At 66.0% G+C, this 21,395-nt stretch carries 17 protein-coding genes; 3 read left to right on the forward strand and 14 right to left on the reverse strand.

Annotation, left to right across the window (positions count from 1 at the left end):
* Nucleotides 1-361: 361 nt before the first annotated feature.
* The 8 genes from OG558_RS08845 to OG558_RS08880 all read right to left on the reverse strand — a co-directional run bounded on the left by OG558_RS08845 (nt 362) and on the right by OG558_RS08880 (nt 7,987).
* Nucleotides 362-2,446 carry an ArnT family glycosyltransferase gene (locus tag OG558_RS08845; RefSeq protein ID WP_405069764.1) on the reverse strand — a complete coding sequence of 695 codons (2,085 nt, stop codon included), beginning with the start codon at nt 2,444-2,446 and terminating at the stop codon, nt 362-364.
* 1 nt (nt 2,447) lies between these two features.
* A complete protein-coding gene (locus OG558_RS08850; RefSeq protein ID WP_405069765.1) occupies nt 2,448-3,680 on the reverse strand; it encodes a glycosyltransferase in 1,233 nt (410 codons plus the stop codon).
* A 69-nt stretch (nt 3,681-3,749) separates the two neighbouring features.
* The gene (locus tag OG558_RS08855; RefSeq protein WP_405069766.1) at nt 3,750-4,142 is read right to left on the reverse strand and encodes a hypothetical protein; all 393 of its coding nucleotides are present in this window, start codon (nt 4,140-4,142) and stop codon (nt 3,750-3,752) included.
* Between the two features lies 1 nt (nt 4,143).
* Nucleotides 4,144-4,500 carry a hypothetical protein gene (locus tag OG558_RS08860; protein WP_329482685.1) on the reverse strand — a complete coding sequence of 119 codons (357 nt, stop codon included), beginning with the start codon at nt 4,498-4,500 and terminating at the stop codon, nt 4,144-4,146.
* A gap of 3 nt (nt 4,501-4,503) precedes the next feature.
* A complete protein-coding gene (gene purB / locus OG558_RS08865) occupies nt 4,504-5,940 on the reverse strand; it encodes an adenylosuccinate lyase (RefSeq protein WP_405069767.1) in 1,437 nt (478 codons plus the stop codon).
* 26 nt (nt 5,941-5,966) lie between these two features.
* Entirely contained in the window at nt 5,967-6,401 is a 435-nt protein-coding gene (locus tag OG558_RS08870; RefSeq protein ID WP_405069768.1) for a glutaredoxin domain-containing protein, read from the reverse strand.
* 81 nt (nt 6,402-6,482) lie between these two features.
* Complete coding sequence (locus OG558_RS08875; protein WP_405069769.1) at nt 6,483-7,382, reverse strand: hypothetical protein; 900 nt, start codon at nt 7,380-7,382, stop codon at nt 6,483-6,485.
* A complete protein-coding gene (locus tag OG558_RS08880; RefSeq protein ID WP_405069770.1) occupies nt 7,379-7,987 on the reverse strand; it encodes an RNA polymerase sigma factor in 609 nt (202 codons plus the stop codon). Before OG558_RS08880 ends, OG558_RS08875 begins: the two co-directional genes overlap by 4 nt.
* A 220-nt stretch (nt 7,988-8,207) precedes the next feature.
* On the opposite strand from OG558_RS08880, the gene OG558_RS08885 reads away from it, so the two are divergent.
* On the forward strand, nt 8,208-8,792 hold the full coding sequence (locus OG558_RS08885) for a hypothetical protein (protein ID WP_405069771.1): 585 nt from the start codon (nt 8,208-8,210) through the stop codon (nt 8,790-8,792).
* A gap of 67 nt (nt 8,793-8,859) precedes the next feature.
* Here the strand turns inward: OG558_RS08885 and purD are convergent, their stop codons facing one another.
* Complete coding sequence (gene purD / locus OG558_RS08890; RefSeq protein WP_405069772.1) at nt 8,860-10,137, reverse strand: phosphoribosylamine--glycine ligase; 1,278 nt, start codon at nt 10,135-10,137, stop codon at nt 8,860-8,862.
* A gap of 327 nt (nt 10,138-10,464) precedes the next feature.
* Between purD and OG558_RS08895 the strand changes: the two genes are divergently transcribed.
* Nucleotides 10,465-11,319: an SMP-30/gluconolactonase/LRE family protein gene (locus OG558_RS08895; RefSeq protein WP_405069773.1), complete on the forward strand. Its 855-nt coding sequence runs from the start codon at nt 10,465-10,467 to the stop codon at nt 11,317-11,319.
* Between the two features lie 334 nt (nt 11,320-11,653).
* Here OG558_RS08895 and OG558_RS08900 read toward each other — a convergent pair whose 3' ends face one another.
* A complete protein-coding gene (locus tag OG558_RS08900; RefSeq protein WP_405069774.1) occupies nt 11,654-12,673 on the reverse strand; it encodes an SEC-C metal-binding domain-containing protein in 1,020 nt (339 codons plus the stop codon).
* On the opposite strand from OG558_RS08900, the gene OG558_RS08905 reads away from it, so the two are divergent.
* Nucleotides 12,672-13,088: an ASCH domain-containing protein gene (locus OG558_RS08905; RefSeq protein ID WP_405069775.1), complete on the forward strand. Its 417-nt coding sequence runs from the start codon at nt 12,672-12,674 to the stop codon at nt 13,086-13,088. The genes OG558_RS08900 and OG558_RS08905 overlap by 2 nt on opposite strands.
* Nucleotides 13,089-13,325: 237 nt before the next feature.
* On the opposite strand, the gene OG558_RS08910 is transcribed toward OG558_RS08905, so the two are convergent.
* From OG558_RS08910 to OG558_RS08925, 4 genes are all read right to left on the reverse strand, one after another.
* On the reverse strand, nt 13,326-14,873 hold the full coding sequence (locus OG558_RS08910; protein WP_405069776.1) for a protein kinase domain-containing protein: 1,548 nt from the start codon (nt 14,871-14,873) through the stop codon (nt 13,326-13,328).
* Nucleotides 14,874-14,944: 71 nt separating this feature from the next.
* Entirely contained in the window at nt 14,945-17,998 is a 3,054-nt protein-coding gene (locus OG558_RS08915) for a type I restriction endonuclease subunit R (RefSeq protein WP_405069777.1), read from the reverse strand.
* Nucleotides 17,999-18,120: 122 nt separating this feature from the next.
* The gene (locus OG558_RS08920; RefSeq protein ID WP_405069778.1) at nt 18,121-19,380 is read right to left on the reverse strand and encodes a restriction endonuclease subunit S; all 1,260 of its coding nucleotides are present in this window, start codon (nt 19,378-19,380) and stop codon (nt 18,121-18,123) included.
* Nucleotides 19,377-21,368: an N-6 DNA methylase gene (locus tag OG558_RS08925; protein WP_405069779.1), complete on the reverse strand. Its 1,992-nt coding sequence runs from the start codon at nt 21,366-21,368 to the stop codon at nt 19,377-19,379. Before OG558_RS08925 ends, OG558_RS08920 begins: the two co-directional genes overlap by 4 nt.
* Nucleotides 21,369-21,395: the final 27 nt, after the last annotated feature.

A 21,395-nucleotide genomic window follows, 5' to 3' on the forward strand; every position in this document is an offset into this window, starting at 1 on the left:
ATTGCTCGGCCGCCCGCCGCCCTTCCCAGCCCCCTCAGCCGCCGGCGCCGTGCCAGCCGCACCCGCAGAAGCCGCGACCCCCGGGCCGTACTGCGGGCCAGGCCCGTCGGTCTGGTGAGGTACGGCGCCTCGCGTGTACTGCGGGCCAGGACCAGTGGTGGGTTGGGGCGGAGCAGCGCCTCCGCCGGACTGCGATGCGGCGCCCGCGCTGAACTGCGGGGCGGGGTTGGCGGCGGACTGCGGTGCGGCGCCTGCGTCGTGTTGCGGGCGGGGGCCGGCCGCACGCGCCGCTTGCCACTGGGCCTCCGGAGTGGCGCCTGGATTGGAGGTGGGGTTTTGCGTCATAGGTGTGCTCCGGTTCTTAGCTTGTGGTGTTGGTGGTGAGGTCGTAGACGGTGGTGTTGCCTACGGTTCGGGACTGGAAGTTCTCGGATACCCAGGTGGAGATCTCGCTGGAGGTGCCGCCACGGGCGCCGCCGAAGCCGCCTCCGCCGCTGCCGCTGCCGATGAAGTAGTGGATCTTGCCCTGGGCAACCAGTTGCTTGAACTCGGTCAGGGAGGGCGCCGGGTCGGTGCCGTTGAAGCCACCGATCGCCATGATCGGTTCGCCGGATGCGATCTGCAGTGGCGCGGCTCCGTTCGCCGTGACCGCCGCGGCCGCCCAGGTGTAACCCTTCGCACCCTGCTGCAGCAGCGTCACCAAGTCGGTCGACACTCCACTGATCCCGCCACCACCAAGGAATCCACCGACTCCACCGCCGCGCGCACCAGGCCCAGTCGTCCCGTCACCGGTAGTCCCCGGCACACCAGTCGTCCCGTTGCCGGTCGCACCGTTCCCAGTCGCCGGCCCACCCGCCGTACCGTTGCCCGTCGTCCCGTTCCCGGTCTGCCCAGGCGGCGTACCCATCCGGCCACCAAAGCCGCCACCAGGCCCACCCCGCATCCCGCCGGCTCCAGCCGGCCCAGCGGACGGCAGTGCACCCGTATGCGCCGTGCTGATCGTCGACAGCGAGTACGCCGTCGGCCCGGCCAGCGCGCTCACCGTGAGCAGCGCGCCCGCGAACAGCCCGGCCCGCCGAGCCGCCGTTCGATGTAGTTTCAGCTCCGGCAGCAACACCAGCGCACCGGCCGCCATCACACCGGTCAGCAGAACCACCCACCGCAACCACGGCTGCCACGTCGGCGTCTGGTTCAGCAGCGCGAAGCTCCAGCCGGCCGTCAGCAGGATCCCACCGGCCAGCGTTGCCCGCGGCAACCACTGGTCCCGGCGCCGCCAGAGCACCGACATCGCCGCGCCGATCAGCGCCCCGATCGCCGGCGCCAGCGCGATCATGTAGTAGCTGTGGATGATCCCCTGCATGTAGCTGAAGACCAGCCCGGTGCCGACCAGCCAACCACCCCACAGTACGGCGAACGCCCGCGTCCGGTCCGTCCGCGGAGCCTTGCCCGCAGCAACGACCAGGACGATCGTCGCGAGCAGAGCAGCCGGCAGAAGCCACGCGATCTGCGACCCGAACTCACCGCCGAACAACCGCTGCACACCGGCTGCGCCACCCCACCCAGGGTTGCCCTGTCCGCCGCCGACGGAGCCGGTCTCGTTGCCGCTCAACCGTCCGAGGCCGTTGTAGCCGAGCGTCAGCTCGAGAATGCTGTTCGTCGACGACCCACCGATGTACGGCCGTGCCGACGCCGGCAGCAACTCGACGATCGCGACCCACCAGCCGGCGCTGACGATCAGCGAGACCAGCGCCAGCACACTGTGCACGATCCGCTTCCCGAGCGCAGGCTTCCCGGCGATCAGGTACGCCAGCCCGAAGGCCGGCAGGATGAGGAACGCCTGCAACATCTTCGTCAGGAAACCGAACCCGACCAGCGCCCCGGCCAGCATCATCCACCGAGCCGCATGCCGCGACGAGTCGATCGCCCGCGTCACCGCCCACGCACCGGCGCACAGCAGCAGGATCAGCAGCGCGTCCGGGTTGTTGAAGCGGAACATCAGTACGGCGACCGGCGTCAGCGCGAGGATCGCACCGGCCAGCAAGCCGGCGTTCGCGGAGAACCACCGCCGGACCGACACGTACACGAACCCGACACTCGCGACGCCCATCAGCGCCTCGGGCACCAGCATGCTCCAGATGTTGAACCCGAAGATCCGCCCGGACAGCCCCATCACCCAGAGCGCCGCCGGCGTCTTGTCCACGGTGATGAAGCTCGACGCGTCGAACGAGCCGAAGAACCAGGCCTTCCAGCTCGTCGACCCGGCTTGCACCGCGGCCGCGTAGTACTCGTTGGCGTAGCCGTTCTTGGACAGTCCCCACAGGTACGCGATCGCGGTCAGCGCCAGCAGCCCGCCGTACAGGACCTTGTCGCGGCCGATCGTGTACTGGGTACTGATCGTCCGAGCCCGGCGTGGTGTCGCCTGGACGGGGTCGGTCAGGGTTGCCATGTCAGTTGCTCCGGGTCTGGTCGAGAACCGCCGGGGGTTCGAAGGCGGGCAGGGTCGGCGCGTCGTCGTCGAAGACCCACGCCTGGAAGAGGCTGAACCGGACCAGAGTCGCGGCCAGGTTCGCGATGGTGAGGACGGCGATCTCCACCACCTGATGCGGTACGGCGATCGCCGTGTGCAGCAGCCACAGTGAGCACGCGGTCAGGCTCCAGCCGATGCCGAAGGCAACGAGGCCCCGCAGCTGATGACGCCACCGGTTCTCCAGACCACGGACCCCGAAGGTGATCCGCCGGTTGAGAGCGGTGTTGCCGACCGCGGTGATCAACAGCGCCAGGACGTTCGCGACCTGGGCCGGCATGCCCTGCCGCAGCACGAGATAGAGCAGTGCGTACGCCGCGGTGCTCAGCACGCCGATCGCACCGAACCGCAGTACGCGCGCGGCCATCGCCGTACGAGGATCGAGGATCCGCGGGCGGCCGTACTTCTCCCGGATCGGCTCGAGATCGATCCGGCCGCGGCCGAGATCGCGCATCAGCCGCGAGATCCCCCGCAGATCCTCGCCGACTGTCTTCGCGATCGCGACCCGCGAGTCGAGGTCGTCGACCCAGTCGACCGGCACCTCGTGGATCCGCAGCCCGGCCTTCTCCGCGAGGACCAGCAGTTCGGTGTCGAAGAACCAGCTGGTGTCCTGGATCAGCGGCAGCAGTTCCCGCGCGACGTCGGCGCGGATCGCCTTGAACCCGCACTGAGCGTCGGAGAAATGTGCACTTAAGGTTGCCCGCAGCAACAGGTTGTACGAGCGCGAGATGAACTCCCGCTTCGGCCGCCGGACCACGCGGGAGCTGTTCGACAACCGGGTGCCGATGGCGACATCGCTGTGCCCCGCGAACAGCGGTGCGACCAGCGGCAGCAGCGCGTTCAGGTTGGTGGACAGGTCGACGTCCATGTAGGCGAGCACATCGGCCGTGCTCTCGGACCAGACCTGCTTCAGCGCTCGGCCGCGCCCGGACTGCTCGAGCCGGACGATCCGGACTCCGGACAGCTCGGTGGCGAGCAGCATGCCGATCTCATATGTCGCGTCCGTGCTTCCGTTGTCCGCGATGCAGACCTCGGCCGGAAACGGGAAGGCGGTATCCAGGAACGCCCGCAGCCGCCTGATGTTCGGACCGAGGTCGTGTTCCTCGTTCTTGACGGGTACGACGATCTCGACCCGAGGATGACCTGGAATCTGCATGCCACCGATGCTGTCCGGTCAACCTGAGTCAGCCCCTGCGCAGGGCTGGCAGTTTCCTGGCAGTCTGAATCAGCTGGTACGGCGCAACCAGAGCAGGCCCAGCACCGGCAACACGACCGGCACGAACCCATAACCCTGGCCGAAATGCGACCAGACGGTGGCATCCGGAAAGTCGTCCGGCACGGCGTAGCTGAAGGCTCCGATGGCGAGGACGCCGACCAACTCGACGGCGATCGCGACCGTGGCGACACGACGCGAGACCTTCGTCGCCTTGGCCAGCGCAAAGGTCGCCGCGCAGTAGATGACCGCGGCAACGGCCGACAGGATGTACGCGATCGGCGCGTCACTGAACTTGGTCGCGATCTGCACTCCGGCCCGAGCGGTGGCGGCCAGCGCGAAGACGCCGTACACCGCGATCAAGATCCGGCCGGGTCCATGCCTGGTCGCCTCGGGGTCCGTCATCTCACGCCGTCCAGATCTCGTGCAGGCGGAGTTCGAGGATCGGGATCACCAGGCAGGCGATCGCGAGTGCACCGGCGCCCCACCGGCTGCTCTCGGCCAGCGCCCAGAGCGCGCCGATCGGCAAGATGAGCAGCGAGCCGACCAAGTACCCGATGAAGAACGGTCCCGAGACATCCCGGGAGGTCTGCACCAGTTGCACGATGCCGATGACCAGCTGGGCCAGGAGGCCGACCTCGACCACCCCGAGGACGCCCAGAAGCGGCCAATCGATCCGCTTGTCGCGCGCTGCCAGCACGATGGCGTACACCATCGCGGCAAGAGAGAGCGCCACCAGCGCCCACGTGAGCGGTTCGAACACGAGCTAGAGAATGTCACCCGGCGTGTAGGCGGCGGCCTCGGGGTGGCGTTTGGCGAGTTCGTCGATCTGGGCGACGACGGTGTTCACCTGGGCGACCGCCGCGCCGGTGAAGGACAGGGGCTCGCCGACGATGCCGATGATCTGCTCCTCGGTCAGGCCGAGGCGGCCGTCCGCGCCGAGCCGGCGGAACAGGTCGTTCTCCGCCAGGCCCTTGCGCAGGTCCAGCGCAGTAGCGACGGCGTGCTCCTTGATCACCTCGTGCGCGGTCTCCCGGCCGACGCCGTTCTTGACCGCCGCCATCAGCACCTTGGTCGTGGTCAGGAACGGCAGGTACCGCTCCAGCTCCCGGCTGACCACGGCCGGGTACACCCCGAACTCGTCCAGCACGGTCAGGAACGTCTCGAACAACCCGTCCAGCGCGAAGAACGCATCCGGCAACGCAACCCGCCGTACGACGGAGCAGGAGACGTCACCCTCGTTCCACTGGTTGCCGGCCAGCTCGCCGGCCATCGAGGCGTACCCGCGCAGGATCACAGCGAGACCGTTGACGCGCTCGCAGGACCTGGTGTTCATCTTGTGCGGCATCGCCGAGGACCCGACCTGGCCCTCCTTGAACCCTTCGGTGACCAGCTCGTGCCCGGCCATCAGCCGGATCGTTGTCGCCAGGCTCGACGGCGCCGCGGCCAGCTGCACCAGCGCCGAGACGACCTCGTAGTCGAGGGACCGCGGGTACACCTGCCCGACGCTGGTCAGCGTCCGGCTGAACCCGAGGTGGGAGGCGATGTCGCTCTCCAACTTGTCCAGCTTCGCCGGGTCGCCGCCGAACAGGTCGAGCATGTCCTGCGACGTACCGACCGGGCCCTTGATGCCACGCAGCGGATAGCGCTCGAGCAGTTCCTCGATCCGCGCGATCGCGACCAGGAGCTCGTCCGCCGCGGAGGCGAACCGCTTGCCCAGCGTGGTCGCCTGCGCGGCGACGTTGTGCGACCGGCCGGTCAGCACCAGTGCCGCGTGGTCGGCGGCCTTCTGCCCGAGCCGTACGGCGGTCGCCACGGCGCGATCGCGGACGAGCTCGAGACTCGCCCGGATCTGCAGCTGCTCGACGTTCTCGGTCAGGTCCCGGCTCGTCATGCCCTTGTGAATGTGCTGGTGCCCGGCGAGCGCGCTGAACTCCTCGATCCGCGCCTTCACGTCGTGGCGGGTGACCCGCTCGCGGGCCGCGATCGACTCCAGGTCGACCTGGTCGATCACCCGCTGGTAGTCCTCGACGACACCGTCCGGCACGTCGACCCCGAGCTCCTTCTGAGCCTTGAGCACCGCCACCCACAGCTTCCGCTCGAGCACGATCTTGTGCTCGGGCGACCACAGCTGCGCCATCGACAGACTGGCGTATCGGGAGGCGAGAACGTTGGGGATCCGGGGCTTGCTGGGCTTCGACACCCCTCCATTCTCCCTGGTCTCGCCACCTACTCAGCCACCGGTCCAGCCCGCAGCCGCTCCCGCACCCATCGTGGCCCGGGATTCACTCGGCCCACTCCGTCGACCACCACGGTCGGAACCGTCTCGTTGCCGTCTGCGACCGCCCGCACCGCCGCAGCGGCCTCGGGATCGGCCCAGATGTTGACCCAGGACGCTCGACCGGCCGCACCGATCAGCACCAACCGCAGTCGCAGGCAGTATTGGCACCCAGGTCGCCAGTAGACGATGGGTTTGCCCCCGACCGCCGCCTCGGCCGCGCTCACCGATCGCGGGAACACCAGCGGCGAGAACAGGAACGCGAGAACGACGAACACCGCCAGCTGCACGACGGCGGACTTACCGGACCCACCGTACGCAGACCACCCTGCCAGCGTGACGCCGATCACCAGGGCGAGCAGGGCGAACCTCCAGCTGCGCAGCACCCCACCATCCTCGCAGGCAAGACCACCGGCTGCCGCCCCGGTTCGCCAGGTGCAACGAACCGGGGCGGCACGGGAGCATCGTCAGGGCAGCCAGTTCCAGATGAGGGCCTGCATACAGGTCTTCGGGTCGGGCATGCCCGGAGCAGGGTGCTCGGTGGACCCGTCACCGGATTCCTCGAGTGACGGCCCGCTCCAGGCCAGGTACGTCTTGCCGGCCGGATCCAGGACGCACCGGGCCTGACGGACCTTCAGCTCCGCGACGGTCCTCGGGCTCGTGTACATCAGCTTGCCGTTCCCGTCGTACGCCCGGGTGACGTACTCCTCCGGCGTACTGTCCGTGCGCGTCCTGTCGAACGGGACATCGGGCACAGATGCGAAGTAGAAACCGTGCCGGAGCTCCGCCTCGTACGTCTTCCCACCGCGCGGGGTGATGGTGACGCGAGCGACGCCCTTCACGTAGGCCCCGGTGCCTACCCCGGTTTCCGAGATCGGATCGAAGATCGCCTGGCCGGCGTTCAGGCCATGGCCTCCGACCCGATTGCCCTTCGGGCCGAACCCGCAGTAGTCCCAGCCGCCGATCGCGGAATAGATCACGAAGGTCGTCACGCGCGCATTCTCGGGCGGGTTCACGGCCTCGAAGCCGTCGAGCTGCTTGGCCGGTGGGCTGAACCTGCGAGTCCCCATGCACTTCGCGACAAAGGCCGCATGTCTGCGAGCGTCGAGCGGTTCGAAGACTGTGCGAACCCCCAGCGCCGCGGTTGTCGGGCTCCCGGCCGGGCCGGCCGACTTGTCGTTGCGCAGCGACGGTACGGCGATCGCGGCGCCGATGACGAGGACGACTGCGGCGGCAGCGGCCAGGGGGACGAAGCGGCGGCGCCCGCCGGGTGCGGCGGATTCGTGGTCGACGATGGCCATCAGCTCATGACGTTGACGGGTTCGGGTAACGGCGGGCAGATCCCGCTCCGGCGGCAGCGTGTTCATGACTGGTTCTCCACAACAGACGGAAGATTGAGTTCGCGCAGACGCTTGCGAGCGCGGGAGAGCCGGGACTTCACGGTGCCGATCGGGACGTCGAGTGCGACTGCGGCGGCGGCCTGATCCAGGCCGGCCCAGACGCAGAGCTCGATGATCTCCCGCTCCTGGCGGCGCAGGTGCTTCAGCGACGCACGGGCGGCCCGGATCCGCTCGTCGTCGTCGATCCGGCCGACCACCTCGTCGGCGTGGTCGCCGATCTCGGTGGGCAAGCGTTCCGCGGCGGCCAGTGCCCGGCGGTACCGCAGTTTGGAGCGCCAGTCGTTGCGCACCGTGTAGTCGGCGGTCCGGAGCAGCCACGGCAGGGCCGACTCGCGGTCGAGCACCACCTCGGACCGCCGCCGCCACGCCTGCAGGAAGACCGCCGAGGTCAGGTCCTCGGCGTCACTCCAGGAAGCGGTGCGCCGATACAGGAAGTTGTAGATCGCCCGGGCATGCCGGTCGTACAGCTCTGCGAACGCGTCGGCGTCGCCCTCCACGGTCCGGTCCCACAGACGCCGGTCCGAACTACCGGACACTCTCACTCCGTCCTCGACGACCAGCAGGCCGCTCACGACTCCACACCGCTGCGCATCCGCGCTCCCTTCCCGACACGACTGCCTTGCACTCGTCTTGTGTCGGGAACGGCGGAAAGGTTCCCGACTGATGCGGGTCCATCGGCCTACGGATCAGGGCCGTTCGGTGCATAGCCGCGACGGGGCCGCGGGCCGAACACTCGAAGTAGCACACCTCAACACTCTGCAGCCGCACCCCGCGGCTTGAAAGGAACCGATCATGCGCCGCAAGACGTTCGACGCGCTGCTCACCTCTGCCGGCCTCGTCCTCGCGATCGTCCTGGTCGCAGCGGGCGGTCTCATGCTGTGGGCACACAACTTCGTCGATGACCAGGTCCACAGTCAGCTCGCCGCACAGAAGATCTTCTTCCCCAAGGCGGGCAGCGAATCTCTCAACGACCCGGCCGTCAAGCCCTACCTGTCCCAGTACGCCGGCCAGCAGCTGGTGACCGGCGCGCAGGCCGAGGCCTACGCCAACCACTTCATCGCGGTCCACATCAACGAGATGGCCGGCGGCAAGACCTACTCGCAGCTGTCCCAGGAGTCGCTCGCCAACCCGACCGACGCCAAGCTGGCCGGCCAGGTGCAGACCGTCTTCCGCGGTGAGACGCTGCGTGGCCTGCTGCTCAACGCCTACGCCTTCGGGAAGATGGGCGAGATCGCCCTCATCGGCGCCATCGCCGCCTTCATCGCGGCCGGGCTCCTGCTGATCCTGTCGGCGCTGGGCTTCGCCCACCTGAGGCGGGTCCCCGCCGAGGCCGAGCTGATGCCGAAGCTGAGCAGCGCGGAACCGCGCACCGCCTGACCCAGGCAGAACGGAACCGCCGGCCCGTCCCGGGGTCGGCGGTTTCTTCATGTCCGCACCCGCAGGCTCAGACGGTGACCTCGCCGCGCGCGGCCTTGAGGGCGATGTCGGTGCGGTGCTGGGAGCCCTTGATGCGGATCTGGCCGACCGCGGCGTAGGCGCGCTGCCGGGCCTCGTCGAGGTCCTTGCCGGTGGCACTGACCGCGAGGACCCGGCCGCCCGACGTCACGAGTTCGTCGCCGTCGAGCGCCGTACCGGCGTGGAAGACGCGGACCGCGTCGGCCTCGGCCTGGTCGACACCGCTGATCACGTCACCCCTGCGCGGGCTGGAAGGGTACTTCTTCGCGGCGACCACGACCGCCACTGATGCAGCGCTCTGCCAGCTCAGTGGTCCGTGATCGGCCAGCTTCCCGGTCGCGGCGGCGTACAGGAGGCCGGCGAGCGGGGTCTTCAGCAACGGCAGCAGGGCCTGCGTCTCCGGGTCGCCGAAGCGGCAGTTGAACTCGATCACCCGGACACCCCGCGAGGTCAGCGCGAGACCGGCGTACAGCAGGCCGCTGAACGGCGTACCGCGGCGGCGCAGCTCGTCGATCGTCGGCTGCAGCACGTTCTCGGTGATCTCGGCGACCAGGTCGTCCGGTGCCCAGGGCAACGGCGTGTAGGCGCCCATGCCACCGGTGTTCGGGCCCTCGTCATTGTCACCGAGGCGCTTGAAGTCCTGGGCCGGCTGCATCGGCAGCACGGTAGTGCCGTCGGTGATCGCGAACAGCGACACCTCGGGGCCGTCCAGGTACTCCTCGATCAGGACCTGCTCGCACTCGGCGGCATGCGCCAGCGCCTCGTCCCGGTCGGAGGTGACCACGACCCCCTTGCCCGCGGCCAGGCCGTCGTCCTTCACGACGTACGGCGGCCCGAAAGCGTCGATCGCCTCCGCCGCCTGCTCAGGCGTCGTACACACATAGGCCCGGCCGGTCGGCACGCTCGCCGCGGCCATCACGTCCTTGGCGAACGCCTTCGAACCCTCGATCTGGGCGGCGTCCCTGGACGGGCCGAAGACCGCGATCCCGGCATCCCGGAGCGGATCGGCCAGCCCAGCCACCAGCGGCGCCTCCGGTCCGACCACGACCAGGTCGGCGCAGAGCGCCTTCGCCAGCGCGACCACCGCATCGTGGTCGGACATGTCCACCGAACGGCAAACGATCGTTTGCCCGTCGTACGCCGGGCGCAACACGGCGATGCCAGGGTTACCCGGGGCCGCCACGACCTGCTCGACATCGGGGTCCTGGGCCAGCGCCCAGACCAGTGCATGCTCGCGGCCGCCGGAGCCGATCACCAAGACCTTCACGGGCCATCAGCCTAGCGTGCTCTGGCCCGGACGCCCCCCGGGCGGTGTAAGACTGCGCTTTCACTGGAGGTAACCGATCGACGACGAGCCCGACACTGGCCCGCGCCGACACCGGCTGCCTGGGTGGCGCGGTACCCGCAGTTCACCACCGCGATCACCCAACTGCACAACACCAAGCCCACCACCGCGTCGTCGCAGCCAAATCGACAAGAGTAGGTCGCTTACGTCCGAAGAGTCGTGGGCTATAAGCCACGATTCTTCGGACGTTGTGCGGTCGATTCGCGCCTCTTCTGTTCGTGTAGGGGTAAAGACGGAAGGAGTTGTGCGATGACCGAGGTACTGCTGACGGGGCTTGTGATCGGGGAGTCGGCGCGGTGGCATGACGGGCGTCTGTGGTGCTCCAACTGGGGGACGCAGGAGGTCCTGGCGGTCGACGCGAGCGGTCACCGCGAGGTGATGGCTCGGGTGCCGACTACGCTCCCGTTCTCGATCGACTGGCTGCCGGACGGTCGCCTGCTGGTGACCTCCGGGCAGGAAGGGCTGCTGCTGCGCCAGGAACCCTCCGGCGAATTGGTGGTCCATGCCGATGTCTCCTCGTACGGCAGTCTGAACGAGATCGTTGTCGACGGGCGCGGCAACATCTACGTCAACGGCGGCTGCGACTTCCATCCGGGTGAGGGCGAACGTCCCGGCTTCATCCTGCTGATCACTCCCGACGGTTCGGTACGGCGGGTAGCCGACGAACTCGCCTTCCCCAACGGCATGGTGATCACGCCCGACAACAAGACCCTCGTGATCGCGGAGTCCTTCGCCGGCACGTTGACGGGGTACGACCTCTCATCCGACGGCTCGTTGTCGAACCGCCGTGTGTGGGCTCCGCATCCTGGCGACGGCATGGTGATGGACGCCGACGGCGCCATCTGGACGCCCGGCTGGGCAGACGACGCCCCCGCCTGCCTGCGCATCGCCGAAGGCGGCAAGATCCTCGAAACCGTCCCGCTCGAACACGCCGGCTTCGCCTGCACGCTGGGTGGCGAAGACGGCCGAACCCTCTACATGCTCATCGCCGACTGGCACATGCAAGAGTCCTTCGAGTCCAACCTCGACCGCCTCCTGAACGGTCCCCACACCGGCCGTCTCCTCACCCACACAGCCCCAGCGCACCACGCCGGCCGCCCCTGACTCCTACTTTGTAGTGTCCGAGGTCCGGTTGCGGTGTGGCGGCTCGATCGCTTCCAGTGGTGGGTCGCCGAAGTCCCGGGGATAGGTGAGCTGGCCTTCCGAGGGTGGCCCGGGTGTTCCGAGGGTGGCCCGGGTGTGCATTTTCGACAGGATGTGTCGGTCCAGGGGCGGTGGTCGGTCGGCGCGTTCACGCCTGGCACCGGCCGGGTCGTGACGACACGTCCTGTCGAAATGCACATCTCGGGGCCAAGCGGCACTCCCCGCCGGTCGCGCGACGGCTCGGACGCTGGACCGGGTGGCCCGGTCGGTGGGGCGACTGGTGCGGACCGCCGGGTCACGAGGAGCGCGGCAGACAGCATTTCTTGTACTTGTTCGTCGACCCGCACCAGCAGGCCTCGTTCCGCCCGGGCGGCCATCTGGCCTCGTGCGGATCCCCATGCTCCAGATGCTCGACGTATCCCTGGCGCACCTCAGGATCGACCGGGTCGCCATCGCAGCTCGACGCGTACTCGGCTAAGCCGTCGGCCGAACCGGACAGCAGAGCCAATTGAGTGACGCTGGAGTCGGTGAGGAGCGTGAGTCCCTGCTGCAGCCGGGCTCTGTGCTCATCCCAGCTTTGGCCGTATTGCTCGGCGAGTGCCGGCCAGCGGGCAAGCAAAGCGTCGAACTGCGTCTTCGGCCAGAACAGCACCGCGGTGCCCTCGTAATCGTCTTCGTCGGCGCTCAGTTGGCCCGCCACCGACTCCAGCAGGCGGTCGGCCAGAGCGTCGTTGGCATCATACGGCAACCCAAGATCACGCCGGATCCCATAACGCTGCTGCGCGAGCTGATAGGCAACCGTCGCAGCCTCTCCGTACGCCGGATCCGATCGGTTCGACTCCAGCTCAGACCGCCTCCGCAACGCTTCATTCAGCGCCTCGGACAACCATTGCTCCGCGAGCTCTGCTCGGCCGGCGGCCGACAACACGTCCCTCAGGTAGGAAGCCGCGCTGACATCCTCCGTCAGCAGCCCGCGCAGCGCCGACAGCTCAGCCATCGCCGCCTCCTCGCGGCCAAGTTTCATCAGCAGTTGCGCCCGATAGGCTCGTGGATACCCATACGGTGGTGTTCCATACAGCTCGTACGCCTCAACCGCACGTTCGGCCAACGGCAGGGCGGCCATCGGATCCCCTGCGTCGTCGCTGATCTCCGCAGCCAACATCAGCGCGAGGCCGATGTCCGCCTTGTCCGCCACCTCGCCGCGCTCGACCGCCTCGACAAGATCGGCAGCAAGCACCTGCGGGTCATCACTGTCGAACGCATCCTCGGCTAGCTTATGAAGGTCGCCGGTAGTCAACGGCTTGTTCCAGGGCATGGCCGAGCCTATCGCGACCGGGACGCCCAAGCTCAGTTGGTACGCCGAAGAAGCTGCCGCAGATCTCGGGCTCGTCAACGAGCTTCTCAGACCCAAAGCAATTCTTCACTGTCAAGGACTTGGCCGACTGATGACCGCACGACCCACCGAGCCGCAGATCCGAGCCCACGAGATGGGCATCTACAAGCGCTATTTCGATCTCATCGCCACCGGCCGAAAGACAACCGAGATCCGTGTCAACGACTCCAGCCGCAAGAACATCATGGAAGGGTCGCTGATCCGGTTCCGCTTCCAAGGCGACCAGGTCCTCACCCGCGTCACCCGCTACGCCGACTTCGACCAGATGTTCGACCGCTTGCCGAGCACCTCCTGCAATGCGGTAGTGGGAAGGTTCTCCAGTTCAGCCTGGAACTGACGTCGGGTCAGCAGCGCAGTCTGATCGCGTGCGCTGGCACGGATCGCCTCCGGCTGAGTTGAGAGAATCTCCGCCCGACGGTGTATGCCCTCGAGCCTCGCAAGTAGGTCGTGCGCGGGTCGGCCAACCCTCGACCTGGCTCGGTCAATCGCCGCATCGCCGACCTGCGATCCCGACGCGTCCCCCTGCACAACCACGTTCGCAGCCCCTCTGATTGATCGATGCGCCTATCGCTGCTCAGTCACTCGCTGCCTGCTCGAGCCGAGTCTGCACCTCGTGGATGTCTGCACTGAGTTCATCGTCTGGGCCAAGGATGCGAACGGCGTCGTGGTGCAGGCGCAGCAACTCGTCCAGCGCCTCCTGGTGCCGACCAGCGCTGATGTGAAGCCGCGCCAGACTCAGACGCAACTCCACGTAGTCGCGGCTGAAGGCATCAACCTGCTCCTGAACGCGAATGATCGACTCGAGTTCCGGAATGGCCGCGTCAGTTTCCCCCAGCGCGATTCGGCAGACAACCGCCTGGCGCCGATAGTCCAGTGTCTCCTCGTCGTGCGGCCCCTTGATCCGCTCGAACGTGGCCGCTAGCGCCTCGAACTGCGGCGCGGCTCTGCGATAGTCGCCGCCGAGGAACAGTGTTGCCGCGTAGCTGACGCGGAGATCGAGCACCGACGTGCCGTCAAGCCCAAAAGCCGCGGAGGCGCGGGGGATCAACTCGGCCAACATATCTGTGGCCTGAGTGAAGCGATCGTGATCGACCAGTTCCTCGACCTGTGCGAGCGCATCGTCGATCTCCTCTTGGTCGACATCCGGACTCATCGACGGCTCGGCTACCGACGTGACGCGAGGTCGCGGGCGGGGGGCGCCCGGACGTCGATACGGCCGCGTCGGATCGGGCACAGCACCGGCCGGCGGTTCCTGATCATCGGAGTCAGGCTCGGACGACGGCAGGAAGGGCACCAGGCGGTCATAGACCACCCAGGCGCTCTCCGGCCGATCCGTCGATTGCTTGGCCAGCAACTCCAGCACCAAGGCTTCCAGATCGGCCGGCACTTCCGGTACGAGCTGGCGCAGCGGTGTGGGGGCCGACTCAAGATGCTGATACATCAAGGCAATCTCGTCCTCGGCGTCGAACACACGCCTACCGCTGAGAACTTCGTGGAGGAGACAGCCCAGGGCATACAGGTCGCTGCGCGGGCTGATCGGAAGGTTCTGGATCTGCTCCGGCGACATGTACGGCTTTGTGCCGACGATGCGCCCGGTCGAGGTGAGCTTGGTGACACCACTTCGCAGTACTGCCGCGATACCGAAGTCCAGCACCTTCACGCCGCCACCTTCGGCGATCATGATGTTGCCCGGCTTGAGGTCGCGATGCACGATCGGCACCGCGTGCGCATACGACAGGACGGCACAGATCTGCGCCCCGATGGAAGCCGCCCATGCCGTCGGCAGGGCGCCACGCTCGGCGAGCACGTCGGCCAGCGAGACCCCGTGGACGAGCTGCATCACCAGGAACAGCCGATCAACGCTGGAGTCGAAGGCTGCGTCGTAGACCGCCGGCACGCCAGGATGTTCGACCTTCGCGGTGACTCTGGCCTCGCGCTTGAAGCGGCCGATCAGCTCCTCGCGATCCTCCTCCGTGTCAACGATGCCGGGAAGGATGAGCTTCACTGCGATGTCGCGGTCGAGCACCGTGTCGTACCCACGCCAAACCTCGCCCATGCCTCCCCGGCTGATGGGCGTGGTCAACTCATAACGTCCGGCGATGACCTGTGACGAAGCAGCCACGCCCCTCCTCCCCAAGGTGTCTGGACAGTTTGCCGTCCGTCACGCTCCGCGATCAAGCCTTAGGTCTCGGCTCACCCCGTGGCCTCAGGCAGGTTGTGGCGACGCCGGATCATCCGGTACGCCGCTTTGCGGGCCTCGCGGGTGAGTCGGCCCTGGAACTCGCTGTCGGAGAAGAACTTCTCGGTGAACTTGGTACCCACCTCGGCTCGCTCGACCATGATGTCCGGGAACCGCTTGTTGAACGGCATCTCGAAGTCGCCCTCGTTGCGGCTGGCAATAGCCGCCTGCTCGAGATCGGGATCCTCAGCCGCGGCAACAACCCGCTCCTCGTACATGAGTTTGTCAGCCTCGCTGAGCCCAAGGCCATAGCGCTCATTGAAGTCATTGATCAGATCCGCGAGCAGCGCGGTCCGAGGGTCCTTGACGATCCCGCCCCCGCCCTCGTCGAACCCGGGCAGCACCTGCTCGCCTTCGGGTTCGAGGCTGACGTCATGATCACCGGTCTTGCTGACCCGGAGGTGAGTGAGGTCGACCTCACCGATGTCCATCGCCGGATTCTGCCGGGCCGGCAGGCGATTGAGCAGATGCCTGCCGTAGAGGTAGAGGCGTTCCAGTTCGGCATCGGTGAACTGCATGACCTGGGCAAGGAAGCCGTACTTGCGGACGAAGTCAGTGAGGTCCGAGCGGAACAGGTCCGCAGCGTCTCGATCCTCAGCCGCCAACTTGTCGAAGCGTTGCACAGCGGGCTCGATGTGCCGATACAGGCCGGCGTGCTTCTTCTCCCAGCTCCGACCGCCGCCCTCTGCCTCCACCGCCGGCTGAGCGCCGAGGTAGCCGTCGATGAACGCATGCATTTCGGACTCGACTAGGATCTGGTGATCCATCACAGCGCGCTGCTTCTGGTACAGCAGATTCGGGTCGGCCGGCGTCGTCACGGCCTCCTCGAAGTAAGGCTTGAACTCGTTCTGGATGTTCTCCGCCTCGTTGGCGAAGTCAAGGACGAACAGGTCTTCCTGATTCTTCAACGGATGCGTGCGGTTCAGCCGGGACAGCGTCTGCACCGCGGCAACACCCGAGAGCGGCTTCTCGACGTACATGGTGGTGAGCAGCGGCTGATCGAACCCGGTCTGATACTTGTCGGCGACAACGAGGATCCGGAACTCGCGGCGAAGTGGAGCACCATCTTTGTCACCGGTACGCGCCTTGGCGTTCGGGTCGTCGGCGCGGGTGTATGCGAACGCGCCCGGCAGTTCGCTCTCGGAGATGTGGTCGTTCATGACAGGCTCCGTGTACTTGATCCCGTCGACCGACAGTTCACCGGAGAAGGCCACCAGGATGCCCGGGTCGGCCATGCTCAGGTCATCCAGCTTCTCGTGCAGCGCCTGATACATCCGTACTGCGCTCTCCCGCGACCGAGTGACCACCATCGCCTTGGCCCGACCACCGAGTTGCTTGCGCGTGTGAGCGTGGAAGTGGCGAAGGATCACCTCCGCGTGCCCGAGCATGGTCGCCGGGTCGAGGTAGACCAGGCGAGCCAGTTCAGCACCCGCCTTGTCAGGGTTGACCTCGATCTCCTCGGCGCCCTCCTTGGCGACGCGCCAGTATGTCTTGTACGTCGTGTAGTTGCGCAAGACGTCGAGGATGAACCCCTCTTCGATTGCCTGGCGCATCGAATAGACGTGGAAGGCCCGCTTATCACCAGTCACCGGGTCGTCTACGCCGAACAACTGCAGGGTCTTGCTCTTGGGCGTCGCTGTGAACGCGAAGTACGACAGGTTGGGGTGCCGTCCGCGGGCCAGGGCGGACGACGTGAGCGGGTCCTCGTCATCGCCGGTCTCCTCGGCGCCGAGCCCACGCAGTACCTTCTTGAGCTTGGTGACCGAGTCGCCGGACTGTCCGGAATGCGCCTCGTCCACGATGATTGCGATCCGCTTGTCCGCAAGCGCCGAGACGCCCTCGAGCACATAGGGGAAGGTTTGGACGGTGACGATGACGATCTTAGTGGCCGTGTTGGCGAGAGCCTTCGTGACCTCCGCGGACTTGGAGCCGCCCGTCCCGGTGATGCGCTCTACGACGCCAGGAGTGTGATCGAACTGGTAGATCGTGTCCTGGAGCTGCTTGTCCAGCACGGACCGGTCGGTGATCACAACGACCTTGTGGAAGACCGGCTCATTGGCCGCGATAAGCCCTTGCTGTACTGCGTCCTCGTCGAGCGCGCCTGGTTCCGCAGAGCCGTGCAAGGTGGAGAGTCGGTGGGCCAGCCAGGCGATCGTGTTCGACTTGCCAGAGCCGGCGGAGTGCATGACGAGGTAGTTGTTGCCGGAGCCGCGCCGCGCCGAGTGCGCGGTGAGCTTCCGCACGGCGTCCCACTGGTGGTAGCGCGGGAAGATCAGCGTGCGGTCATGCACGCTGATGCGGCCATTGGTGCGGCCCTTACCCTTCGCGTTCTTCGGATCTTCGACATGCAGGAAGCGCTTGATGAGGTCGAGCCAGTTGTCCGGGTTCCAGACCTGTTCCCAGAGGTAGGCGGTGCGATACCCGGAGCCATCAGCGTCAACGGGCGGGTTGCCTGCTCCGCCACTGTTGCCCGCGCCCCCGGTGCCTTGGTTGAACGGCAGGAACGCCGTGTCCTTTCCGCGCAGCTTCGTAGTGATGAAGACCAGATCCGGATCGACGGCGAAGTGAACCAACGCCCGCTTCGCGAACAGCAACTCTTTCGGGTCGCGGTCGTAGCGGTACTGGCGTTTGGCATCCTCCACGGTCTGCCTGGTGAGCGGGTTCTTCAGCTCCGCAGTGGCGACGGGGATACCGTTGACGAACAGCGTCAGGTCGAGGGTGTTAGTGCTGGTGTCGCTATACCGAAGCTGCCGGATGACGGAGAGCCGGTTCTGCCGATACTCGTCCAACGCATCCTCAGCCACGGTATGCGCCGGCCGGAAGTAGGCCAGCCGGATCCGCACACCCCGATCCTTCACACCATTACGCAGCACGTCGAGCGCACCGCGGCCGTCGATCTCCTTCGCCAAGAAGCGCAGGAACTCCTGCTCAGCAAGCGCAAGATCGCCACCCGCATACTGAACGAGCGTGTCCCACTCATCTCGCTGCACAACCTGCACAAACGGCATCAACTGACTGGCGTCAAGCCCCAACTCGCGATCATACGCGTCTGCACTCCCGTGGAGCCAGCCAGTCGCGACCAACGCCCCCTGAACCGCCTCCTCAAACGCTTCCTCCGTATGTGCCCTCGTCACGACACGTCCACTCCCCTGGCTGTGGCCACATCAATCTGCCCTGTGACTGCTGCGGTGATCAATGCGAGCCGTCTCTCCGCGACCAATGAGGTCTGGGAATCAATGACTCGTCCTACGTTAGCCAGCCAGCGCCAATGTTCGCCCGTTTCCGCGACCATCGATCGCTGATCTTCTAATGACGGCATGGGAAAAACAGCCGACTTGACTATTTCAAGGTTAATCATTGAGCGCGTGGATCCACGACTTTCGAACGCTGACTCTCCCCGCGGCGAAGAAAGCAGCAGCGCGATGAAATTGGGATCCGCCCTCCCGGATATCACTCTAGCGCGGAAACATTTTCCTTTTACAATAGTCGGGCCAAGGTTGGGCGGCGCTACACACGCTCGACCGGCGTGGTTCTTAGCATCTCCCAAGCCAGCGATCAGCACGTCTCCCGGTAACACACTGTATCTACTGAAACGCCGAAAGAGATCCTCTGAAATATGTGCCTGCAAATCCCTGCGATACTCGCCGAACCCGATATTTCCAAGACGGACAACCTTCGCTCCACTATCTACATAGTCGTCACTGGAGAAGGCACTGCCGAAAGGGCCATCGATTATGGAGTCAAACGACCTCCGCAGACGCCCGGGTTCAGAGGACACACTGGACAGCGAGCGCTCGAAATGCGCCCATCTGCGTTCGTCAAGGGACGCTCTCTGCCTCAACCTGAGATAAGTGAGATTGTCCAAACGGGCTGTCTCGGTGTCGAGGAAGTCGGCGATGCGTCGCTGCTCCTCCAGCGGCGGCAGCAGCAAAGGCAACATCCTGAACTCATCGAACGGCAAGTCCCATTGACTCGGGCGGATACCCTTCGACACAGAACGATAGAGATTGATATAGGGTTCCGACCTTAGAAGGTGGTGCACGAACCTCGCGTCAACGTCTGGCGACAACTCACACACAATGTAGGCCGGGCTAACGATTCCCTCGAAGTCCGATACCGCGAGCGATCCTTGCCAAGTCTTCATTTTATTGAGGACCAAGTCACCTCGTCGAACAAAGCGATACGCGCTCAGGTCCTCGCTTGGCTTGTTAAAGTTATCGTCACGGCTGCTCTTCGGAACAACGCCGTGGTCGCGGTAGACCGACAGTAATTCAGCATCCGCGCGGCGAGTTTCATCGCGCCGTCTCAAGATCGTCCAGGCTGGAACCCGGCGCCAATCTGGCGGCGCGACATCAAGCGCGGCCGTGTTGACGTTGTAAGCCCAGCTCATGACGCTACCTCGCCGAGGAGTTGCTGGATCTCGGCTTCCAGTTCCTTCAACTCCGCGTCGATCTCTGCCAGCGGACGCGGTGGAGTGTAGACATAGAAGTGGCGAGTGAAGGGGATTTCGTAGCCGATCTTGGTTTTGTCGTGGTCGACCCATGCGTCGGGGACGTGCGGGAGGACCTCCCGTTCGACGTAGGTGTCGATGTCCTCGTCGAGTGGCACGTTCTCGTTGTCGCGTAGTTCGGGGTCGGGCTCGGACGCGCCCTTCTTGAGTTGTGGCTCGCCCTCTGCGTCGCGTACCGACACCGCGCTCCAGACTGCCTTGTCGACCGCGGGCGGCACCTTACCGAGGCTGGCCAGCGCATCGCGCAATGTTGAGGCGAAGGCTGCCTTCTTGTAGGACGGGTCTTCGCCGACCAATCCCCGGAGGGCCGCCAGGAGGTTGTCGCGACCGTCATACTGCGAGGTGGACTTGCCGGACTTGAGGGCGGCTTCCAGTTCGACCAGCGCTTCGTCGGTGACCTCAAACCGTAGTTTCAGCGGGCGTTCCACCGTGATCCGGTGGTATCCGAAGTCTTCGTTGCAGAAGACCTTCACCTTGCCATGCAGTTCGTGCTCGGGGTCGTCGGCAACCGCCAGCGCGTCGGCGTACAGGCGCTGGATCTTCTCGATCTTGTCGTCAGGGATCAGCTTGCGCTTGTCGCCAAGGGACTTGCGCATCTTCGCCCAGTACTCGCGGGCGTCGAGGAGTACGACCTTGCCCTGATGCGCCGGAGCCTTGCGGTTGGTAAGGATCCAGAAGTACGTGGAGATGCCCGTGTTGTAGAAGAGCTGATCCGGTAGCGCGACGATCGCTTCCAGCCAGTCGTTCTCCAGGATCCACTGGCGTATCTTCGACTCACCCGACTCGGCGGCGCCGGTAAACAGCGGCGAGCCGTTGAAGACGATCGCCAGTCGACTGCCTCCCTCGCTCACCGGCCGCATCTTCGACAGCATGTGCTGCAGGAACAGCAGCGAACCGTCGTTGATCCGCGGCAGGCCTGCGCCAAAGCGGCCGCGCATCCCCAGGTCGTTCGCTTCCTCGACGATCTCGGCTTGGGCCTTCTTCCACTCCACACCGAACGGCGGGTTGGACAGCATGTAGTCGAACTTCTTCTGCGGCAACTGGTCGCTGGTGAACGAGTTGCCAAGCTTGATGTTGTCCGGATCCTGGTTCTTGATCATCAGGTCCGAGCGGCAGATAGCCCAGGATTCCGGGTTCAGCTCCTGGCCGAACGAGTAGACCTGGCCCGCGGAGTTGTGCGACAGGATGAACTCCTCTGCCGCGGTGAGCATGCCGCCGGTCCCGCAGGCCGGGTCGTACACTGTCCGGCTCATCCCAGGCACCTGTATGTCGGCCAGGTCAGGCGCGATGAGGAGGCCGGCCATCAGCTTGATGACCTCTCGCGGCGTGAAGTGCTCACCGGCAGTCTCGTTGGAGTCTTCAGCGAACTTCCGGATCAGTTCCTCGAAGACGTAGCCCATCTCGTGGTTCGACACGCGATTCGGATGCAGGTCGAAGTCGGCGAATCGAGACACGACCAGGTGCAGCAGCTTTGCCTCGGCCAGGTTCATCACCTGCTCGGTGAAGCGGAACTTCTCGAACGCCTCCTGCGCGTTCGGAGAGAAGCCGCGTACGTAGGACAGCAGGTTCTTCGCCGCTTCGTCCGGCGCGTTCGCAACTGAAGTCAGCGTGTGCGCGGTGATGTTGTAGAACCGTCGGTCCCCGGCCGCCTTAGTCAGGAATCGCGTGGGATCCATCGAACTTCCCGACAGATCCTTCGCCTTCTCCCGCACCGCGTCGCGCGTCGGCTCCAGCACACACTCCAGGCGGCGCAGCACGGTGAACGGCAGGATCACCTTGCCGTAGTCGGCTCGCTTGTAGTCCCCCCGCAGCAGGTCAGCTACCTGCCAGATGAAGTTCGCCAGGTTCTTCGGCGTCGTGTCGCTCAACGGATCCCTCTCCCCATGTACGTGTAG

It is taken from the genome of Kribbella sp. NBC_01510 (genome assembly GCF_045040325.1).
Taxonomy (GTDB): Bacteria; Actinomycetota; Actinomycetes; order Propionibacteriales; family Kribbellaceae; genus Kribbella.

Bases quoted from the DNA above. Each gene is read 5' to 3' on its own strand.
- OG558_RS08900 (WP_405069774.1), bottom strand. From the start codon at position 12,673: ATGCCCTGGAACAAGCCGTTGACTACCGGCGACCTTCATAAGCTAGCC.
- OG558_RS08885 (WP_405069771.1), top strand. From the start codon at position 8,208: ATGCGCCGCAAGACGTTCGACGCGCTGCTCACCTCTGCCGGCCTCGTC.
- OG558_RS08850 (WP_405069765.1), bottom strand. From the start codon at position 3,680: ATGCAGATTCCAGGTCATCCTCGGGTCGAGATCGTCGTACCCGTCAAG.
- OG558_RS08905 (WP_405069775.1), top strand. From the start codon at position 12,672: ATGGCCGAGCCTATCGCGACCGGGACGCCCAAGCTCAGTTGGTACGCC.
- OG558_RS08895 (WP_405069773.1), top strand. From the start codon at position 10,465: ATGACCGAGGTACTGCTGACGGGGCTTGTGATCGGGGAGTCGGCGCGG.
- OG558_RS08875 (WP_405069769.1), bottom strand. From the start codon at position 7,382: ATGAACACGCTGCCGCCGGAGCGGGATCTGCCCGCCGTTACCCGAACC.
- OG558_RS08920 (WP_405069778.1), bottom strand. From the start codon at position 19,380: ATGAGCTGGGCTTACAACGTCAACACGGCCGCGCTTGATGTCGCGCCG.
- OG558_RS08855 (WP_405069766.1), bottom strand. From the start codon at position 4,142: ATGACGGACCCCGAGGCGACCAGGCATGGACCCGGCCGGATCTTGATC.
- OG558_RS08845 (WP_405069764.1), bottom strand. From the start codon at position 2,446: ATGGCAACCCTGACCGACCCCGTCCAGGCGACACCACGCCGGGCTCGG.
- OG558_RS08915 (WP_405069777.1), bottom strand. From the start codon at position 17,998: ATGCCGTTTGTGCAGGTTGTGCAGCGAGATGAGTGGGACACGCTCGTT.